The sequence below is a fragment of the Streptomyces sp. NPDC018610 genome (assembly GCF_044391765.1).
Lineage (GTDB): Bacteria > Actinomycetota > Actinomycetes > Streptomycetales > Streptomycetaceae > Streptomyces.
This window is the reverse complement of the sequence record NZ_JBISAL010000001.1, coordinates 408,833-423,467: the sequence shown is the minus strand read 5'-3', so window position 1 is coordinate 423,467 and position 14,635 is coordinate 408,833. Positions and strand designations below refer to the sequence as shown.

Genomic DNA, 14,635 nt, shown 5'->3' with positions numbered 1-14,635 from the left:
GTGGGCGCGTACCGTTCCCGGTGACCAAGATCGGCACGGCACTACAGGGGGACCGGGCGATGAGCCGGTACGACGGGCGGGACACGAAGAGCGGACGGGGCGGTCCGCGGGGGCGGTACGGGGCGCTGGCGGGCGTGGTCGCCGTGGCCCTCGCGGCGGGCGGCTGCGGCGCCTCGGGCGGCGACGGGGGCGACGGCGGCCCGGCCGGCGGCGGCCGGGCCGGTGCCACCGGCGGCGCGCGGCCGCCCGCGTCCGAGGGCGGCGGCCACAGTGCCGCGCCCGGCGCCGGGGCCGCCGCCTGGCGCAAGTGGGGTCTGAAGCCGTTGCCCGCCGCGCCGACGCCGCCGGCCGACAAGCCCGTCAAGTTGACCGCCGACGGGCCCGTCCCGGTCCTCACGCACATACCGACCTCGCGGAAGGTCGTCTTCATCACCGTCGACGACGGGCAGGAGAAGGACCCGAAGTTCATAGCGATGATGCGGGACCTGAAGATACCGATCACGCTCTTCCTGATGAACGACGCCGTGAAGTCGGACTACGCGTACTTCAAGCCGCTGCAGGCGATGGGCAACCGGATACAGAACCACACCCTGCACCACCCCGTGATGAACACCCTCCCGCTCGCCCGCCAGAAGGAGGAGGTCTGCGGCGACCAGGAGATCCTCACCAAGGAGTACGGCACCGCGCCGCTGCTGTTCCGGCCGCCCTACGGCGCGTACGACGCGGCGACCAGGACGGCCGTGGGGGAGTGCGGGCCCCGGGCGATCGTCTGGTGGCGGGAGTCCATGCAGATCACCAACATGCAGTACCAGACGGGCGACAGGAAGCTGCGGCCCGGCGACATCATCCTCGCCCACTTCCGCGGACCGAGCGAGCTCAAGGGCACCACCATGACCGAGATGTTCGCCAACCTGCTCGACCGCATCCGCGAACAGGGCTTCGCCGTGGCCCGGCTGGAGGACTACATCCAGCCCCCGGCCCGATGAGTCTGTTCGATTTCTCGCCGCCTCAGGAGCACCTTCCGCAGCGTGGGTGACACAGCGGCAATTGCCGTTCTCACCTGGGCATTTACTCGACTTCGGCATCCTGCGGATGTCAGTGCCCGGCGGTACACTGGAAGCAGTGTTCGAGAGTGCCGCCGGGTCGTCCGCGCGGCACTCCCACGCGACAGGAGGATGGCCGTGCCCGCTGCCGCACTGAAGCCGAAGCCGTTGCCGACCCAGTCCACCGCGAGGCGTTCCGTCCCGCTCGACTCGCCCTACGAGCCCCTGGCCAAGCGGCCGTTGCCGGCCGGCCGGCCGCGCGAGTGGTACGTCACGCACAACCGCCGCCTGAAGGCGATGCGGCTCGCCATCGCCCTGCTCGACTCCGGTGTCCACATGCCGGGCCAGGCCCGTGACGAGACGATCCGCAGCACCGCGCGGCTCATCGGCGTGCACCCGCCGTCGGCCACCACCTGCCACATGGTGCGTGCGCTGATGCGCTACTCGCGCTGATCCGTCACCGGGTGCTCCGCCGCCGCGGAGCACCCGGCACGGCAGCGGCCGTGGCACCGGGCGCCGTACCGGACGGGTGAGGCGTCCGCCTCACGCCGCCAACTCCCGCTCCAGCGGCGTACGGAAGCGCGGCGTCACCCTCGTCGTGCCCAGCAGTCGGCTCAGCCGCTCCGCCCGCTCGGCGACGGCGGTCTCCGCCTCCCGGCCGGCCCCCTCGGCGTCCAGCAGCCGCCAGACGATCTCGCCGTCCGGCCGCTGGGCCCACCCGCCGACCACCCGGCCGTTCCACCACACCGTCGGGCCGACGTTGCCACTGCGGTCGAACAGCGCCGGCCGCAGCCCGGGCGTCAGGTACCAGTCGCGCTGCCGCCAGCCCATCGCCGTCGGGTCCAGGGCGGGCAGCAGCGCCGCCCACGGCCGCTCCGGCGCGGCCACCGGCTCCGCGTCGCCCGCCACCACGTACCCCGGGCCCTCGTCCAGGGACACCCGTCGCGCGCCCATCGACGTCAGCGCCCGCCGCACCTCCGCGGCCCGCCACCCCGTCCACCACTTCAGGTCCGCCTCGGTCGCCGGGCCGCAGACCGCCAGCCAGCGCTCCAGCAGCTCCCGCTGCGCGTCCGCGACGTCCAGCTCGGGACGCTCGGGCGCGAGGGCCCAGCGGAACTGCGTGGACGTCCAGGAGCCGAGCGGCCGGCCCCGCACCACCCTGCCCTCCACCCCCAGCAGCCGCAGCAGCCGCGAGGAGACGGTGTGCACGCCCTCGTAGCTCTTGCCCGGCGCGTAGGCGAACCGCTCGCGCAGCCGCGGTTCGTCCTCGGCGAGTTCGGCCGCCGTGGCCTGACCGCGCCGGGCGAGCGCCGCGAGCGCCGACTCCTCGACCTCCTTGAGCCAGGCCGCGTCCGGGGCGCCCGCCGCCGCCATGTCCTGGACCAGCTGGGTCCGGGCGCGGGCCGCGACGGCGAGGCCCGTCGAGGCGTGCACCACGGCCGTCAGCGCGGCCGGGAACACGAACACCGTGTTACGCATCCCGTGCATCCGCACCAGCGTGCGGTCCTCGTACAGCGCCCGCTCGGTCGCGGACACCGCCCGGGCCGGGTCCGCCACCCGGGCGCCCACCCCCAGGTACACCGTCGCCGGGTCCGTGCCGTGCAGCGCCACCAGGGCCTCGGCGACCTCCTCCGGGCCCGCCGCCCCCGTCCCTGCGGCCAGCCGGTGCCGCAGGGCCAGCCGGGCCCGCCTCTCCGCCACGCCGATGTGCCGCTCTCCCATGGGTTCCCCCTCGGTCGTGTGCCGTCGTCGTCCCCACGGCATCCTCGCCGACCGCACTGACATCCGGCCCGCGACCGCGCGGGGGCCGCCGTGCTCAGCGGTCGTACCGCTCCAGCAGCCCGGTCACGTACGCCTCCAGCCGGGCGGCCAGCACCTCGGGGGTGAGGTCGCCGCGGCCCAGCTCGCGCCACGGCCCGGCGAGCTTGGCCGCTTCCGGGCAGTAGTGCAGGGCGTCCAGCAGCCGCCAGTACAGATGGTCGGGCCCGTCGGCGAGACGGCGCCCGCCCAGCGCCTCGTAACGCTTTCGGAACCCGAGCCCGTGCTCGGGGCCGTGCAGCAGCGCGAGCGCGGTCGAGCAGTGGGCGACATCGAGGTCGGCCGGGCCCCAGGAGGTCTCCACCCAGTCCACGACGCCGCTCACCCGCACGTCCTCGCCCTCCCCGTCGAACAGCACGTTGCCCGGGTGGTAGTCCCGGTGCAGGAAGCAGCCCTCGTACGCCGGCGGCTCACGGCGCAGCACCGCCACCGCCCGCTCCCACACCGCGCCCGGCGGGGCCTGCACCCGCTCCGGGGAGGTCCAGGCCTCGTAGGAGCGCGGCCGTACGTCCGGTACGACGGCGTGGACGCGCCCGAGCTGCGCCGCGAGCAGGTCCAGCCGCCGCCCCAGGCCCGGACCGTCGTCCACCCGTACGCGGCCCGGCAGCCGGGTTATCAGCAGGCTGGGGTGGTCGCAGTGCTCGGCGGTCGCGTCGACGGCGACGGGGCGTGGGGCCGGCACGCCGTCCCGGCCGGCCAGCAGGGCGAGGACGCCCGCCTCCCGGGCGAGCAGGGCGGGGGCGTGGCGGCGGAAGAACGGCCTCACGAACGTGCGCAGCACCAGCGAGGTGCCGTCGTCCAGCGTGAGGGCCCGCATCCGGGAGCTCCAGCCGCCGCGCAGCGGGCGGACGCCGGTGACCGTGCGGCCGGGCGGCAGCTGACCGGCCACCCACGCCCTGGTCGCCGGCAGGCCGCCGTCACCGAGCCCGGTCAGGAGGGCGGACACCAGCTCCCGCCGCGCCTCGGGACGGTCGCGCAGCCACAGGCCCAGCCGGTGATCGGCGTCGGGCAGGTCCAGGCGGGTGAACCGTGCCCGGGTGGCGAGGGCGTCCTCGACCGCCTCGGTGACGGCGGGCGGGATGACGGCGTCCGTGCCGGGCACGACGAGCACCGCCCGGCCCTCGTAGGCGCGCAGGGAGTCCAGCGCGGGCGCCGTGCGCCAGCTGCCGGGCCGGCGGATGATCTCGCTGAACGGTCCGCCGCCGTCGCCGAACGGCAGCTCCCACGCCGCGCCCGCGTACACCGCCGGCGCGGCGAGACCGAGCGACACCACCCGCTTCCCGTAGTGCCCGGCGAGGTCGGCCACGGTCTGCCCGCTCATGCTGAACCCGACGAGGACCAGCGGCCCGCCCGCCGGTGTGAGCGCGTCGATCACCGACACCGCCTGCTCGAACCGGCGGCGCAGACTCAGCTCGCGCAGCGCGCCGCTGCTGTCGCCGTGCCCGGAGAAGTCGAACGCGACGCCCCGGCAGCCGCGGGCGGTGAACTCGGCGAGCAGCGGCAGCAACCGCTCCTTGCTGCCGCTGCCGGCGCCGTGCAGCAGGACGGCGGTGGGCCGCCCGGCTCCGCCGTCGTCGGGTACGCCGTCGCCGGGTACGCCGCCGGCGGGGCCGTGGACACCGCTGAGCCGTTCGCCGTCGTACTCGTGCGTGAAGTCGGTGAGAGGGGAAGCCGTCGTGCACATGCCCCTCATTCACGCACGCGGCCGGCCGTGACAAGGGCGTTTCCGCCGAAGCGCCCGCCCCACCCGCCGCCCTCACAGTCCCGGGGCGCCCCACACCGGGAACCAGCGGCTCAGGTCGTCCTCCATGCGCAGGTCGTCGGCGAGGACGGACCTCACCTGGATCTCCAGGGCGTTGTCGCGCCGCTGCGCCCGGCCGGGCAGCGGGGCGAACGGGTAGAAGGCGGCCCGCTTGTACAGGTACACCAGCGCCAGCCGGCGGCCGGCGTCGTCGTGGAAGCCGGCCAGGGAGCACAGCAGTTGCGGACCGAAGCCGTTGGCCTCCAGGGTGCTGTTCACGGCGTGCAGGTCGGTGACGAGTTCGGACAGCTGGTCGGGGGCGCGACGGGAGACCAGCCAGGAGTATCCGTAGGCGTCCCGGGACAGCTCCACCGGCGGGCCGGTGCGGCCGGCGTCGGCGTCCAGGAGGGCCTGGACCTCGCGGTGGGCCTGTTCGAAGGCGGCGCCCTCGACCGTGGCGAAGCACACCGCGCCCCGCCCGGTCGGGGTGAAGCCGGCCGCCGCCTGCAGCGTCACCGCCGCCGACGGCAGCCCGAACAACTGGTCGAGATCGGGCGGGGCGGGTTTCGTACGGCCGAGCAGGATGTCCAGGAACCCCATCCTCAGCCCGCCTTCCCCGGCGTGGCGGCCTGGCCCAGCTCGGCGGAGATCCGCCCGAGCTGCGCGAGCCGCTGCTCCAGGCTCGGGTGGGTGGAGAAGAGCCGGGCGATGCCGGGATCGGAGCCCAGCGCCGGGGTGAAGTAGAAGGCGTTGAAGGCCTGGGCGGTGCGCAGGTCCTCGGAGGGGATACGGGCGATGTCGCCGGTGACCTTGGTGAGCGCGGAGGCCAGCGCCGAGGGCCGCCCGGTCAGCAGGGCCGCCGCCCGGTCCGCGGCCAGCTCCCGGTACCGGGACAGGGCCCGGTTCAGCAGGAAGCTGATCGCGTAGACGGCCGCCGACACGCCCATCACCATGGCGAACACGGCCATGGTGTTCTGGTCCTTGCGGCCCCGGCCGCCGAAGATCTCCGAGTAGAACGCGAACCGCACGACCAGTCCCGCGATCACGCCGAGGAAGGACGCGACCGTGATCACGGCGACGTCCTTGTGCGCCACGTGCGACAGCTCGTGCGCGAGGACACCCTCCAGCTCCGCCGGTTCCAGCCGACGCAGCAGCCCCGTGGTCACGCACACCACGGCGTTGTCCGGGTTGCGTCCCGTGGCGAACGCGTTCGGCATGTCCACGTGGGAGACGGCGACCACCGGTTTCGGCATGTCCGCCATCGCGCACAGCCGGTCGACCACCGCGTGCAGCTCGGGGAACTCCTCCCGCTCCACCACCCGGCCGTGCATCGCGAACAGCGCGATCCGGTCGGAGAACCAGTACTGGGCGATGAGCGCGCCGGCGGCGACCACCACGACCAGCACCCAGGACTTCAGCAACACGATCAGCGCGGCCACGAAGGCCACGTACAGCAACCCGAGCAGGAAAAGCGTGACCCCCATGCGCACGGTCAGCCGCCTGTCGCTCCGGAAGCGGCTCTGCATCTTGCATCACCCCGCAGTCAGGCACTCGTCCCGACTCCAGTGTGCACCTGCCGCGGCCCGCGGCGAACGGTCCGTACGGCCTCTATGCGTCGCCCTCGCGGAAGGCAGCGGCGTTGCGGGCGGCCCAGGCGGAGAAGGGGCGAGGGGCGCGGCCGAGGACGCGCTCGACGTCCGGGCTGACGCGGAGTTCGGCCGGGTTCGGCGCGCCGAGGATGTCCAGGGTGTCGTCGGCGAGCTCGGCCGGCATGACCCGGCTCATGGCGGCCCTGGCCTCGGCGCGGGTCAGCTCGTGGAACCGCACCGGCGTGCCCAGCGCGTCGGCGATCGCGGCCGCCTGCCGGCGCGGTGTGATCACTTCAGGGCCGGTCAGCTCGTACACGCCGCCGGCGTGCCGGTCCTCCAGCAGACAGGCCGCCGCGACCGCCGCGATGTCCGCCGGGTCGACGATCGGTACGCCGACGTCGCCGAAGGGCGCGGCGACGAGCCCCTGCGCGCGGACGGACGCGGCCCACCACAGGGCGTTGGAGGCGAAGCCGCCCGGCCGCAGGATCGCCCACTCCGGGCCGGATGCCCGCAGCGTGTCCTCCAGCTCGCGCATCGCGATCCGCGTCGGCCCGAAGGGCCTGGTCACCACGCCCTGGCTGGAGAGCAGCACGATCCGCCGGACCCCGGCCGCCGCGGCCTCGCCGATGAGGTCGGCGGGGTGGTGCCCGGCGGCGTGCAGGTCGCCGGAGAGCAGCAGGAAGAGCGCCGACGCCCCGGTCAGCGCGGGCTTCAGCCCGGCCGGGTCGGCCAGGTCGGCCGCCAGATGGCGGACGCCGTCCGGCACCGCCGCCGGATGCCGCGACACCGCCGTCACCTGCTGCCCCGCCTCGGCCAGCGCCCGCGTCAACGGCCGGCCCACGTTCCCGGTCGCCCCTGTCACCACGATCATGTTCAGCTCCTCGTCGGTTGTTCTCGGTGGCTCCGACGTTAGGAAGGAGAGCTAACTTTCCGTAAGGACGTACCTGAAGGTAAGCTCATGGCATGGCGGGAGGGTCGCAGCACAGAGGGACCGAGACCGGGGGTCGGTATGACGTGTTTCACACCGACTGCCCCGCGCGCGACATGGTCGATCACGTCACCAGCAGGTGGGGCGTCTGGGTGCTGATCTCCCTGCGGCGCAACGACCTGCGCTTCTTCGAGCTGCGCCAGAGCATCCACGGCATCAGCGAGAAGATGCTCGCCCAGACCCTGCGGGTCCTGGTCGCGGACGGCCTGGTCTGGCGGAAGGTGGAGCCGACCACGCCGCCCCAGGTCACCTACGGACTGACCGGGTTCGGCCGCGAGGTGGGCGAGCCGCTGACCGAGCTGTTCGACCGGATCACCCACCGACTGGCCACGGACGCCGCGCCCGGTTCGCAGAGCGCGCGAGCACGGAGCGCAGGCTGAGGACTCGACGCGGGCCCAGCGGTCAGTGCGGGCCCAGCGGTCAGTGTGGGCCGAGTGGTCAGCGCAGGCCGCGGGTCTGGGCGTAGCCGAGCAGGACGATCACCGCGGCGACGCAACCGAGGACCACGGCCGTGGATATCCAGGACGCGCGGCGCGGCGCGGCCGGCCCGGGCTCGCCGCGGAACGGCACCGGGCCGGGCGGAGTCTCCTTCCAACGGGCGGCGAGCATCCGGGCCCGGGCGGAGGGCTCCTTGTGCTCGGCGGCGTCCGCCCACCGGTGGTCGAACTCGAACTCGCCCTGCGCGTCCCCGTGTTCGCTCATCCCCGTTGCCTCTTTCGCTCATGGTGCGCCGCCGAGGGATCGCCTCCCGTGAGTAGGAGACGCGTGAAGCGTCGGAAGGTTGCACGGCGAGACGAAGTCCGCCGGCGGTCCCTCGTTCGGCTCAAGATGCCGCGCGGACGGGGGAGGGCTAGCCTCGATGAGGAGTGATCGCGCTGCGGCCGCGGCTCCCGTCACGTTCCCCGAACACCCCGAAGCGGCACGAGTGGGTGGAAGGAAGGAATGCCATGAAAGCACCACGTGTGAGGCGTCTCTTCGCGGCGACCGTCGCCGGCGTACTGCTGGCGGGCGGAGCGGCGGCCGGCACGGCCTCCGCCGCCACGCCGGACAAGGCCCCGACCACCACGAGCTACCGCTGCGGCGGCTGGTGGAGCAACTGCGGCTACGGCGGCCGCGGCGGCGGCTTCTACGGCCCGGGCTACGGCTACGGCTATGGCTTCGGTGGGGGCAGCACCGTTGTCATCATCGTCTGACCCCACCCGCGCGACGAACGAGGGCCGCCGTCCCCTTCAGGGGGCGGCGGCCCTCAGCCGTGCGGCAGGGAGCCAGGTCTCTCGCCTGCCCCGGCCCCACATCCATCAACCACCTGGGCGCCGCCCGGTCCGTCCGTGTCCGCTACCGCGCCCTGGACCTCGACCTCGCCGACGCGGTGAACGTGGCGCTCGCCGCCGACTACGACACGGACGCGATCCTCACCCTGGGCCGACGAGACTTCCGGTCCGTACGCCCACTGGGCCACTACAAGGCGTTCCGGGTGCTCCCCGACGATCTCCCGCTCTGACGCGGGATCCCCCTCGGCGGCGAGCGGCTCGTTCGGGGTGCCGGGCGCGAGAAGGCCGTCGGCCGTGGCCCTCCGTGGGGAAGGGGCACGGCCGACGGCCCGCGAGCAGTTCAGGTCGGAGCGGAAACCCGCTCCGACCCGGGGCGATGTCACACGTCGAAGTAGAGCTCGAACTCGTGCGGGTGCGGGCGGAGCTGGAGCGGGGCGATCTCGTTGGTGCGCTTGAAGTCGATCCACGTCTCGATCAGGTCCGGCGTGAACACGTCGCCCTGGAGGAGGAACTCGTGGTCGGCCTCCAGGCGGTCGAGGACCGCGCCCAGCGAGGTCGGGACCTGGGCCACGTTGGCGTGCTCCTCGGGAGCCAGCTCGTAGAGGTCCTTGTCGATCGGCTCGGCCGGCTCGATCTTGTTCTTGATGCCGTCCAGGCCGGCCAGGAGCAGCGCCGAGAACGCCAGGTAGGGGTTGCCGGAGGCGTCGGGGGCGCGGAACTCCACGCGCTTGGCCTTCGGGTTCGAGCCCGTGATCGGGATACGCATCGCGGCGGAGCGGTTGCGCTGCGAGTACACCAGGTTCACCGGGGCCTCGAAGCCCGGCACCAGACGGTGGTAGGAGTTCACCGTCGGGTTGGTGAAGGCCAGCAGCGACGGGGCGTGCTTGAGGATGCCGCCGATGTAGTAGCGGGCGGTGTCCGACAGGCCCGCGTAACCGGCCTCGTCGTAGAACAGCGGGTCGCCGTTGCTCCACAGCGACTGGTGCACGTGCATGCCCGAGCCGTTGTCGCCGAAGATCGGCTTCGGCATGAAGGTCGCCGTCTTGCCGTTGCGCCAGGCGACGTTCTTCACGATGTACTTGAACAGCTGGAGGTCGTCCGCGGCGGCCAGCAGCGTGTTGAACTTGTAGTTGATCTCGGCCTGGCCGGCGGTGCCCACCTCGTGGTGCTGGCGCTCCACCTTCAGACCGGCCTTGCCCAGCTCCAGGGAGATCTCGGCGCGCAGGTCGGCGAAGTGGTCGACCGGCGGGACCGGGAAGTAGCCGCCCTTGTAGCGGACCTTGTAGCCGCGGTTGTCCTCCAGGGCGCCGGTGTTCCAGGCGCCGGCCTCGGAGTCGATGTGGTAGAACGACTCGTTCTCCGCGGTCTTGAAGCGGACGTTGTCGAAGACGTAGAACTCGGCCTCGGGGCCGAAGAACGCGGTGTCGGCGATCCCGGTGGACGCGAGGTACGCCTCGGCCTTCTTCGCCACGTTGCGCGGGTCACGGGAGTACTGCTCGCCCGTGATCGGATCGTGGATGAAGAAGTTGATGTTGAGCGTCTTGTCCCGGCGGAACGGGTCCACGCGCGCGGTGGACAGGTCGGCGCGCAGGGCCATGTCGGACTCGTGAATGGCCTGGAAGCCGCGGATCGAGGATCCGTCGAACGCCTGCTCCTCGTCGGGGTCGAACGCCTCGGCGGGCAACGTGAAGTGCTGCATGACGCCCGGCAGGTCGCAGAAGCGGACGTCGATGAACTTGACGTCCTCGTCCGCGATGTACTTCTTGGCCTCGTCGGCGTTCTGGAACATCCAGCTCCTCCTACTCCCGACCGTCCCGCCGGGGTGGTAGATCGTTCGTGCGGCCAGTGCGGTGGCACACGCTGACTCGACCCTAGGGACGGGTGATTTCTCGGGCGTGACCCATTTGTTTCGCAGAAGTTAACCGGCCCGGGTGGGGTCACGTCCCCGACACCCCGGCGGTCCGTCTCCGTCCAGCCTCGCAGTACCGTGGTCGGGTGGACAACAGGCAAGCAGTGGGATCGTGGCTGTCCGGGCCGCGCGCGGCCATGGAGGGCGCCGGAGCCGACTTCGGTTACCGGGGCGAACAGCTGGGACTGCCGGAGGAGGGTCCGGGCTCGATCGCCCGCCCGGGCCGTCGGCTGGGCGCGGTCGCCGTCGACTGGGCCCTGTGCATGCTGATCGCATACGGCCTGATCACCCATGGCTACGACCAGGCGACCGGCAACTGGGCCCTGCTCATCTTCTTCGTGCTCGGCGTCCTCACCGTCGGCACGCTCGGCTGCACCCCCGGCAAGCGGCTGTTCGGCCTGCGGGTGGTCGCCCTGCGCACCGGCGGGGTGCAGCCGCTGCGCGCCCTGCTGCGCACGGTCCTGCTGTGCGTCGCGATCCCGGCGCTGATCTGGGACCGCGACGGCCGCGGCCTGCACGACCGGCTGGCGGGCACCGTGGAGGTCCGCGGCTAGGGTTTTCCGTTCGGATCAGGCCGGATCAGGGCGCGGTGCCAGGGCACGCGAGCCCGGTGTGATCCGAACGAGAGGCCCTATGGGCTGTCCGGCGGCAGGCGTCCGCCCTGTCGCTCGGCGTGAGCCCGCTCGGGTCCCGGCCCCGCCGCTGCCGTGCACGGCCGCGGTCGTGTACCGGGCGGCCGACGGGAAACGCGTCCGCGGCGACTGCGCCCACGGCGGCTTCCGCCGGGGGCGTCCGCCTACGGCCTCCGACTGCGGCGTGCGCCTACGACCTCCGTCCATGATGGACGGCCGGCCATGACCGACGTCCGCCCATGACCCATGACGACGACGTCCGCCCACGACGACGATGGGGGCGCCCGGAGTGATCCGGGCGCCCCCATCGTCGGTCGAGGCGTGGTGCGGCCGAGGTCAGCGCCGCGGGCCGCCGCGCGGCATCCGCATGCCCTTGGGCATCGGGCCCTTCGGCAGCGGCATGTTGCTCATCAGGTCGCCCAGGGCGCGCAGCCGGTCGTTGGTGGCGGTCACCTGGGGGCCGGTCAGCACGCGCGGGTACTTCAGCATGGTGGTGCGCAGCTTCTTCAGCTCCACCTGGCCCTCGCCCGTGCCGACGATCACGTCGTGCACCGGGACGTCCGCGACGATGCGGTTCATCTTCTTCTTCTCGGCCGCGAGCAGGGTCTTCACCCGGTTCGGGTTGCCCTCGGCGACCAGCACGATGCCGGCCTTGCCGACCGCGCGGTGCACCACGTCCTGGTTGCGGTTCATGGCGACCGCCGGAGTGGTCGTCCAGCCGCGGCCGATGTTGTCCAGCACCGCGGCGGCCGCGCCCGGCTGGCCCTCCATCTGCCCGAAGGCGGCCCGCTCGGCCCGGCGCCCGAACACGATCGCCATCGCGAGGACGGCGAGCAGCAGGCCCAGGATGCCGAGGTAGATCGGGTGACCGATCAGGAAGCCGATCCCGAGGAGGACACCGAACACGACGATGCCGACAGCCGCGAGTACAAGACCGATCTTCGGGTCGGCCTTGCGGGTCATCTTGTACGTCAGAGCGATCTGCTTCAGTCGCCCCGGGTTGGCAGCCTCGGCTGCGGGTTCCTTCCTCGCCATGCCACGAAGTCTACGTGGCCCGGGAGGCGGCCGACGACGGCAGTGCCCCTGGGGACCGCGGGAGGGCCGGGAGGCGGTTGGTCAGGGGCGGACGGAGGGGAACTCGTCGAGAACGCGCTGCGCCTCCACGCGGTCCTTGGCGCGACGGCGGTCCTCCAGGACGGAGGTCCAGGCGTTGCGGCGGGCGGTGCGCTGGCCGCCGCGCATCAGCAGTGACTCGACCGTGCGGAGTGCTTCCTTGACGGACGGGATGGCGGTGGCACGAACGGGCGCGGCCTGCATGGTGGAGATCCCCCCTCGAAACGGCTCGGGTGTACGTGGCGTGAGTCCAGGGTCACTGATTGGTGTTACCAGGGCGTGACCGACCGGTCAAACACGGATGAAGCCCCGACGCCGCAGGCCGAAAGGGTGACGCGGCCCTGATGGACGCCCCCATCTGCGGCGACGGTCAGGGCCGCGTCATATCGGCCACTACTCGGCGGTAGTCTCTTGTGCGCGAATTCACACGCCTCCCGGCCGGCCCGTCGGCCATGCCGGGTGACGGTGCGTCAGACCGCCTGCGCCGCGACGAAGGAGGCGCCGTCCTGCGGAGCCGCCGAGCGGCGCTGCTCGATCGCCATCCCGTACAGGCGCCCGGCGCGGTAGGAGGACCGCACCAGCGGGCCGGACATCACGCCCGAGAAGCCGATCTGCTCGGCCTCCTCCTTCAGCTCGACGAACTCCTGCGGCTTGACCCAGCGCTCCACCGGGTGGTGGCGCACGCTCGGGCGCAGGTACTGCGTGATGGTCACCAGCTCGCAGCCCGCCTCGTGCAGCTGCCTGAGCGCCTCGCTGATCTCCTCGCGGGTCTCGCCCATGCCGAGGATCAGGTTCGACTTGGTGACCAGGCCGTAGTCGCGGGCCTCGGTGATCACCTTCAGGGAGCGCTCGTAGCGGAAGCCGGGGCGGATGCGCTTGAAGATCCGCGGGACCGTCTCGACGTTGTGCGCGAAGACCTCGGGGCGGGAGGCGAACACCTCGGCGAGCTGCTCGGGGACCGCGTTGAAGTCGGGGGCGAGCAGTTCCACCTTGGTGCGGCCGCCCTCGCGCTTGGCGGTCTGCGCGTGGATCTGGCGCACCGTCTCCGCGTACAGCCAGGCGCCGCCGTCCTCCAGGTCGTCGCGGGCGACGCCGGTGATGGTGGCGTAGTTCAGGTCCATGGTGACCACGGACTCGCCGACGCGGCGCGGCTCGTCACGGTCGAGCGCCTCGGGCTTGCCGGTGTCGATCTGGCAGAAGTCGCAGCGCCGGGTGCACTGGTCGCCGCCGATGAGGAACGTCGCCTCGCGGTCCTCCCAGCACTCGTAGATGTTCGGGCAGCCGGCTTCCTGGCAGACCGTGTGCAGGCCCTCGCTCTTCACGAGGTTCTGCATCTTCGTGTACTCGGGACCCATTTTCGCCCGGGTCTTGATCCACTCGGGCTTGCGCTCGATGGGGGTCTGGCTGTTGCGGACCTCCAGGCGCAGCATCTTGCGTCCGTCGGGTGCGACTGCGGACACGTCGGCTCCCTGTAGCTTCGATTCTTCGGCGCACACCAGGGTACGCCCGTGCTTGTTGCGCCCAGTCGGTGAGGCCAACCTCAGGGGTACGGGGATCATTCCCCCGGGCGGCCTTCTCGGCGGGGTCCGGTCAGGCCGTCGCCTTCTCGATCTCCCGCGGCTTCGGCTCCGCGTTCTCCAGCACGTCCCGCAGATGCCGCTCGACGACCGGCAGCACCTCCTCGATGGTGACGTCCCGGCCCAGCTCGGCCGCCAGCGAGGCGACGCCCGCGTCACGGATGCCGCACGGGATGATCCGGTCGAACCACTTCATGTCGGGGTTCACGTTGAACGAGAAGCCGTGCATGGTGACGCCCTTGGCCACGCGGATGCCGATCTGCGCGATCTTGCGGTCCTCGCGGCGCTGGCCGGCGTTGGACGGGGCGTACTCCGGGCCGTTGAGCCGCGGGTCGAACTCCTCGTCGGTCAGGCGCGGGTCGAAGTCGAGGGAGAGCCCGCCGAGCGAGGGCCGCTGCTCGACGGGGTCGCCGAGCACCCACACGCCGCTGCGGCCCTCCACCCGGGTGGTGGCGAGGCCGAACTCCGCGCAGGTGCGGATCAGCGCCTCCTCCAGCCGGCGCACGTGCGCCACCACGTCCACCGGGCGGGGCAGCTTCTGGATCGGGTAGCCGACCAGCTGGCCGGGGCCGTGCCAGGTGATCTTGCCGCCGCGGTCGACGTCGATCACGGGGGTGCCGTCGAGGGGGCGCTCGCTGTCCTCGGTGCGCCGTCCCGCGGTGTAGACCGGCGGGTGCTCCAGGAGCAGCACGGTGTCGGTGACCTCGTCCGCGAACCGGGCGGCGTGCACCCGGCGCTGTTCGTCCCAGGCCTCCTGGTAGTCCACGGCCTCGGCACCGAATCCCATGCGGACGAACCGCAGCTCACTCACGGCAAGCGCCTCCCTGGAAAGTCGTCAGGCACGTCACGTGCCCACGCCACTGTACGTCCGCCCGTCGGGCGTCAGCCGCACGGGGAATCCTCACACGATCGGATGAATGCCGCCGGAAGTCCGCGGTCGGCCGCTCACTCTCC

General features: G+C 72.5%; 16 protein-coding genes and 1 pseudogene. 6 read left to right on the top strand and 11 right to left on the bottom strand.

Features of this window, described 5'->3' with window-relative positions:
* Positions 1-59: 59 nt before the first annotated feature.
* Positions 60-986: a polysaccharide deacetylase family protein gene (locus ACH5A8_RS01885; protein ID WP_398996890.1), complete on the top strand. Its 927-nt coding sequence runs from the start codon at positions 60-62 to the stop codon at positions 984-986.
* A gap of 195 nt (positions 987-1,181) precedes the next feature.
* Entirely contained in the window at positions 1,182-1,496 is a 315-nt protein-coding gene (locus tag ACH5A8_RS01880; protein ID WP_398996888.1) for a hypothetical protein, read from the top strand.
* A gap of 90 nt (positions 1,497-1,586) precedes the next feature.
* Here ACH5A8_RS01880 and ACH5A8_RS01875 read toward each other — a convergent pair whose 3' ends face one another.
* The 5 genes from ACH5A8_RS01875 to ACH5A8_RS01855 all read right to left on the bottom strand — a co-directional run bounded on the left by ACH5A8_RS01875 (position 1,587) and on the right by ACH5A8_RS01855 (position 7,062).
* On the bottom strand, positions 1,587-2,765 hold the full coding sequence (locus ACH5A8_RS01875; protein ID WP_398996886.1) for a winged helix DNA-binding domain-containing protein: 1,179 nt from the start codon (positions 2,763-2,765) through the stop codon (positions 1,587-1,589).
* 94 nt (positions 2,766-2,859) lie between these two features.
* Complete coding sequence (locus tag ACH5A8_RS01870) at positions 2,860-4,545, bottom strand: alpha/beta fold hydrolase (RefSeq protein WP_398996884.1); 1,686 nt, start codon at positions 4,543-4,545, stop codon at positions 2,860-2,862.
* 72 nt (positions 4,546-4,617) lie between these two features.
* Complete coding sequence (locus tag ACH5A8_RS01865; protein ID WP_398996882.1) at positions 4,618-5,202, bottom strand: hypothetical protein; 585 nt, start codon at positions 5,200-5,202, stop codon at positions 4,618-4,620.
* Positions 5,203-5,204: 2 nt separating this feature from the next.
* The gene (htpX, locus tag ACH5A8_RS01860) at positions 5,205-6,128 is read right to left on the bottom strand and encodes a zinc metalloprotease HtpX (protein ID WP_398996880.1); all 924 of its coding nucleotides are present in this window, start codon (positions 6,126-6,128) and stop codon (positions 5,205-5,207) included.
* An 82-nt stretch (positions 6,129-6,210) separates the two neighbouring features.
* Entirely contained in the window at positions 6,211-7,062 is an 852-nt protein-coding gene (locus tag ACH5A8_RS01855) for an SDR family oxidoreductase (protein ID WP_398996878.1), read from the bottom strand.
* A 92-nt stretch (positions 7,063-7,154) separates the two neighbouring features.
* On the opposite strand from ACH5A8_RS01855, the gene ACH5A8_RS01850 reads away from it, so the two are divergent.
* A complete protein-coding gene (locus tag ACH5A8_RS01850) occupies positions 7,155-7,559 on the top strand; it encodes a winged helix-turn-helix transcriptional regulator (protein ID WP_398996876.1) in 405 nt (134 codons plus the stop codon).
* Positions 7,560-7,617: 58 nt separating this feature from the next.
* On the opposite strand, the gene ACH5A8_RS01845 is transcribed toward ACH5A8_RS01850, so the two are convergent.
* Complete coding sequence (locus tag ACH5A8_RS01845) at positions 7,618-7,881, bottom strand: hypothetical protein (protein WP_398996874.1); 264 nt, start codon at positions 7,879-7,881, stop codon at positions 7,618-7,620.
* 245 nt (positions 7,882-8,126) lie between these two features.
* On the opposite strand from ACH5A8_RS01845, the gene ACH5A8_RS01840 reads away from it, so the two are divergent.
* Complete coding sequence (locus tag ACH5A8_RS01840) at positions 8,127-8,372, top strand: hypothetical protein (protein ID WP_398996872.1); 246 nt, start codon at positions 8,127-8,129, stop codon at positions 8,370-8,372.
* A 107-nt stretch (positions 8,373-8,479) separates the two neighbouring features.
* Positions 8,480-8,680: pseudogene (locus ACH5A8_RS01835) on the top strand (VapC toxin family PIN domain ribonuclease); the annotation flags it as partial.
* Between the two features lie 149 nt (positions 8,681-8,829).
* On the opposite strand, the gene glnA reads toward ACH5A8_RS01835, so the two are convergent.
* Complete coding sequence (glnA, locus tag ACH5A8_RS01830) at positions 8,830-10,239, bottom strand: type I glutamate--ammonia ligase (protein ID WP_398996870.1); 1,410 nt, start codon at positions 10,237-10,239, stop codon at positions 8,830-8,832.
* A 206-nt stretch (positions 10,240-10,445) separates the two neighbouring features.
* On the opposite strand from glnA, the gene ACH5A8_RS01825 reads away from it, so the two are divergent.
* Complete coding sequence (locus ACH5A8_RS01825; protein WP_398996868.1) at positions 10,446-10,913, top strand: RDD family protein; 468 nt, start codon at positions 10,446-10,448, stop codon at positions 10,911-10,913.
* Between the two features lie 414 nt (positions 10,914-11,327).
* Here the strand turns inward: ACH5A8_RS01825 and ACH5A8_RS01820 are convergent, their stop codons facing one another.
* The 4 genes from ACH5A8_RS01820 to lipB form a co-directional block, all read right to left on the bottom strand.
* Positions 11,328-12,026 carry a DUF4191 domain-containing protein gene (locus tag ACH5A8_RS01820; RefSeq protein ID WP_398996866.1) on the bottom strand — a complete coding sequence of 233 codons (699 nt, stop codon included), beginning with the start codon at positions 12,024-12,026 and terminating at the stop codon, positions 11,328-11,330.
* 81 nt (positions 12,027-12,107) lie between these two features.
* The gene (locus ACH5A8_RS01815; protein WP_398996864.1) at positions 12,108-12,308 is read right to left on the bottom strand and encodes a hypothetical protein; all 201 of its coding nucleotides are present in this window, start codon (positions 12,306-12,308) and stop codon (positions 12,108-12,110) included.
* Positions 12,309-12,574: 266 nt separating this feature from the next.
* Positions 12,575-13,564 carry a lipoyl synthase gene (gene lipA, locus ACH5A8_RS01810; RefSeq protein ID WP_398996862.1) on the bottom strand — a complete coding sequence of 330 codons (990 nt, stop codon included), beginning with the start codon at positions 13,562-13,564 and terminating at the stop codon, positions 12,575-12,577.
* Positions 13,565-13,694: 130 nt separating this feature from the next.
* Positions 13,695-14,492 carry a lipoyl(octanoyl) transferase LipB gene (gene lipB / locus ACH5A8_RS01805; RefSeq protein ID WP_398996860.1) on the bottom strand — a complete coding sequence of 266 codons (798 nt, stop codon included), beginning with the start codon at positions 14,490-14,492 and terminating at the stop codon, positions 13,695-13,697.
* Positions 14,493-14,635 lie beyond the last annotated feature (143 nt).

Coding starts and splice junctions, on each gene's coding strand:
- ACH5A8_RS01870 (WP_398996884.1), bottom strand. CDS start 4,545: ATGTGCACGACGGCTTCCCCTCTCACCGACTTCACGCACGAGTACGAC.
- ACH5A8_RS01865 (WP_398996882.1), bottom strand. CDS start 5,202: ATGGGGTTCCTGGACATCCTGCTCGGCCGTACGAAACCCGCCCCGCCC.
- ACH5A8_RS01855 (WP_398996878.1), bottom strand. CDS start 7,062: ATGATCGTGGTGACAGGGGCGACCGGGAACGTGGGCCGGCCGTTGACG.
- ACH5A8_RS01885 (WP_398996890.1), top strand. CDS start 60: ATGAGCCGGTACGACGGGCGGGACACGAAGAGCGGACGGGGCGGTCCG.
- htpX (WP_398996880.1), bottom strand. CDS start 6,128: ATGCAGAGCCGCTTCCGGAGCGACAGGCGGCTGACCGTGCGCATGGGG.
- ACH5A8_RS01820 (WP_398996866.1), bottom strand. CDS start 12,026: ATGGCGAGGAAGGAACCCGCAGCCGAGGCTGCCAACCCGGGGCGACTG.
- ACH5A8_RS01840 (WP_398996872.1), top strand. CDS start 8,127: ATGAAAGCACCACGTGTGAGGCGTCTCTTCGCGGCGACCGTCGCCGGC.
- glnA (WP_398996870.1), bottom strand. CDS start 10,239: ATGTTCCAGAACGCCGACGAGGCCAAGAAGTACATCGCGGACGAGGAC.
- ACH5A8_RS01845 (WP_398996874.1), bottom strand. CDS start 7,881: ATGAGCGAACACGGGGACGCGCAGGGCGAGTTCGAGTTCGACCACCGG.
- ACH5A8_RS01815 (WP_398996864.1), bottom strand. CDS start 12,308: ATGCAGGCCGCGCCCGTTCGTGCCACCGCCATCCCGTCCGTCAAGGAA.
- ACH5A8_RS01875 (WP_398996886.1), bottom strand. CDS start 2,765: ATGGGAGAGCGGCACATCGGCGTGGCGGAGAGGCGGGCCCGGCTGGCC.
- ACH5A8_RS01850 (WP_398996876.1), top strand. CDS start 7,155: ATGGCGGGAGGGTCGCAGCACAGAGGGACCGAGACCGGGGGTCGGTAT.